This window comes from Microbulbifer pacificus (assembly GCF_002959965.1).
Lineage (GTDB): Bacteria > Pseudomonadota > Gammaproteobacteria > Pseudomonadales > Cellvibrionaceae > Microbulbifer > Microbulbifer pacificus_A.
The window spans coordinates 1-3,653 of sequence record NZ_PREV01000009.1 but is presented as its reverse complement, the minus strand read 5'-3'; the positions used below and the strand labels follow the sequence as shown (position 1 = coordinate 3,653).

At 37.7% G+C, this 3,653-nt stretch carries 3 protein-coding genes; all 3 read right to left on the bottom strand.

Features of this window, described 5'->3' with window-relative positions; all coding sequences use genetic code 11:
* On the bottom strand, positions 1-1,719 hold a 1,719-nt coding region (locus C3938_RS00335), incomplete at its 3' end, for a phage tail spike protein (protein WP_199775453.1).
* 40 nt (positions 1,720-1,759) lie between these two features.
* Entirely contained in the window at positions 1,760-2,458 is a 699-nt protein-coding gene (locus C3938_RS00330) for a distal tail protein Dit (RefSeq protein ID WP_105101328.1), read from the bottom strand.
* A partial coding sequence (locus C3938_RS17690) for a hypothetical protein (RefSeq protein WP_233998557.1) occupies positions 2,455-3,653 on the bottom strand: 1,199 nt, incomplete at its 5' end. The genes C3938_RS00330 and C3938_RS17690, both read right to left, overlap by 4 nt.

The following is a 3,653-nucleotide window of genomic DNA, read 5'->3' as shown; positions in this document are numbered from 1 at the left end:
GTCATCTGATAGGTCACTTATATTGCCTAACAAATTCTCACGAGTAACTCTTATTTCCTCATCCGTGTAATCCTTCGCCTGTTGATTTAATAAATCCCTAGCGTTCTCGCTAATCTGGTCAAAATCCACACCATTTTCACCAATAATATCGCTTATATGATGGAGTTCCCTCATTCTTTCGGCTAGTTCGGGACCAAATAAAATGTCCTCGCTAACAATACGGTGAGTGCCAGCTTCTACCTGTACAGACCAATCACTAGGAGTACCATGAAAATTTACTGCACGTACTCGGTAATACCATACTTCATTTGTCCCAACCGCATGAGAAAAAGCACTGACTTGACCTCTCCATAATAAATGTTGGCTATCGGGTATAAAACCATCTATACGACTACCGTACACCTCATAATGCTTGATAAATAATTCATCCGCATATGTCCAGTACAGTTGAATAACTTCCATACCCGCATGTGCTTCAAGGTTAATTGGTGTACTTGGTTTTCGATTAGGATAACTATCCTCAGTCACTTGACTGTTAGGTGGTCTTCTCTTAATGCTTTCTACCTCTTTTTCAAGGTCATCTAGTCGGTTGTCGTTAAAATCCAGAAACTGTCCCATTTCAACAACCATTGTGCTATCTGGATCCAGTAGGTCATATTCCAAAGCAATAATACGAGTCTGTATTTCTATCGGTTTAGAAAACTTACGGTCAATTGCTGTGGCAGTATCACCAAGACTTACTTCATCGTCAAATAGTTCAACAGATAAACGATAATTAACCTCTACTTGGCTGGCTACTTCCTGTAAATGATGCCATGTTGCTTTTAATAGTTCATCCGGGTCCTCATAATCTTGATTGCTGTAAATACCATAACGATGTTTCATACCATCTTCTAGACCATATTTAGCAAGAGCATCTGGACTACCTACCCATCGTTGCCCTTTTGGTTTATCTACAGGATCACCATTAGATACTTTCCATTCCACATCTGCAAAGCCTATATACCGTGTATAACCGCCTGTTTCTTGTCCTTCATCATCTTCATATGGCAATGAAGCACCACGACCATATAAGGCAGTCTTAGGATATGATAATACGGTACGACCAATCTCATTAATGTTATGATCTATTTCAAATCGTTGCCCAGTTTCTTTTCCTAATCGTTGGATTATCTTAATCTTAAAAGCAGTGATTTCATTCGTTTCCTCATCAAACTCAACTACATCTTTAAACTCACCGCCCCAAGTGGATAATATATCCCATATAGCTTCTACACTGGTTATATAGTAAAAGTTAGTAGTAGCATTACCAAGTTCGACTTCTACACTCCCCTGCCAACGAGTACCTTCGAGTGCAGCATCTAAAGCTATATTTGCGGTACGTTCAACAAAACGTCTATCTACTACAACATGATCATTTAACTCAGCTAGAAAAGCAGGTTCACAGGTTGCGGTTGTAGTATGGTTATCCATAGTTCCAGTATCATCCAACTCACGAATTACCATCATGCGCCAATCGCCTTCTCTATCTTTAAATACAACCTTGTTTTCATCTTTAACATGCTTTGCTAATGCATGATCAGCTTCGATGGTAAATTTAAAAGGCTCATTAGCTACACTGTTCTTTTCTTCTCGAAAATGTGTACTAACAAGCCCTGTATCTTCTGACAGTATGGTCAATAGTTGTTCGTATTGACTAAAAATATATAACTCTGACATTTATTTCCTCCTTTCTAGTAGGATTTTCTCAAATTATGCTTTAATAATATCTTTCATCATAAATTAAGTTACATTCGTGACTTACACTAATTTCAATCTCTCCCGGTTCCAACATCTCATAATTACTTTTCATTCGTACCGCATGTCGTAAATCCTCACCATTAAGCCATACCTCACGACCTTCGTATTTAATCGTCAGCCTATCACCTTCGATAAAGTTATATCCTAGTAACAGATACAATCCTTTATTTGTCTGTAGCTCAAATTTATCCGTAGCGCTGGTAAACACTACTTCAACTATCCAAGGTGTTTCGTCTTGTCCAGTAATAGTGTGAGTTGTTGGAGTAGTAGTGACTTGGATTGTTTTTTGTTCTCCGTATCTATGGCCATCTGGCAAATAAAAATAAATATAGCCCGTTGCATAATAGGGTGTTTTCTCGTCCAACTCCATACCTTCGTAATATGCTAGATAATACCTATTGGGAGTGTCTTTAAAAACTAGTTTTTTGGCTTCATCTTTAATTAGCCAATCAGACATTTCCTCTTTCAATTCTTCAATTCTTTTTTTACTTGATATTCTAATAGGAACAGGAAGTTCAATATTAGTAAATCGTTTGCTCTTAACCCTAGAACCGCCTTTTCTTTGTTCAATAGAATCAAATGCAATCGGTGGGGAAGGTGGTCTAAATAGTTCTTTACGGACTCTTATATAGTCTTTTTCGACATCATTAAATATCATGCTCGACCACCTCCTAGTTTAGGTCTACGAACCTGTCTATTGCTTGATCTACCTTGCAATTGGCTTACATCATCCACAATTTCCCTAGCAATTTGTTTTGTACCTACATAAACGTTTATAATGGCTGGTTGTTTTGGTTGTTGGTCATTGCTACCATTAGAAACGTTTGTTTGTGGTATTTGTATACCTCTTATAGCATTAGTCATTTGATCTCCAAAATTTCCATTAGTAGCCATTTTATGGGTTCCTAAAGCTACTTCTGGTGATACAGGCTTAATCATATTCTTAGATAGTTTTTGCATCTCTTGATAGGCTAATTTGGCGTTTTCTCGAATACCTAAAGCTAAACCGGATGGTATATGTTTACCAACATCATCACGCATCTTTCTAGATGGCGAATGTATTCTTAATGCTCTTTGCATGGTCCTTGCTACATTATTAGCTATATTTCTAGCTGTTGACATTACACGTCCAGTACCAGCATGTAGACCGGAATTAAGACCTGCCATTGCGTTAATGCCTACTGAATAAAATCGGCTATTTAGTCCGTTATAAGGTCGTAGCATTTGTGTGGATATTTTTTGCATTTCTCGTACATTCAAATTACCGCCATGACTTAATCGCATTAGCATATTACGCATAGCGATTTGAGTTATTTGTGGTAATCTTTGTAATGACCTTTCCATTGTTCTAATAGATCGATTTTGACTATTGATAATTAGATTAAAGTTTCTATCTGTTTCCCTCAGCATGGATGAAAACATGCTAATTACTGAATTTAATACATTCGATTCACCATCATTGATACCATTCATTACGCCATCAGCTAAGAATCTACCAAGTCGAGTAAATACTCTTGATGGGCTGTTTATTTCTGCTTCTTTTCGGAATGCATCAATTGCATAAATAGCTAGTGATCCAGAGGCAGATGATACTTGATCTGAGTTTTCCTTAATACCCTGTGCTGTTCCGTCTGATATAGATGCACCTTTACCGTAGAAGTTCGCATTGTTTATTGCTGCGTCAGTTTCTGAGCTCGCCCAGTTAATTAAATCTACGGCTGAACTAGTAACTTTGTCTTTTCCATCACTGATAGCTTCTGCTGCATCAGACGGCAATACACCAAACAAACTATAAAAATCTGCTGCTTCAATCGCTTCTGCGGTAGTCATAGCACCATCTTCAACCATGCTTA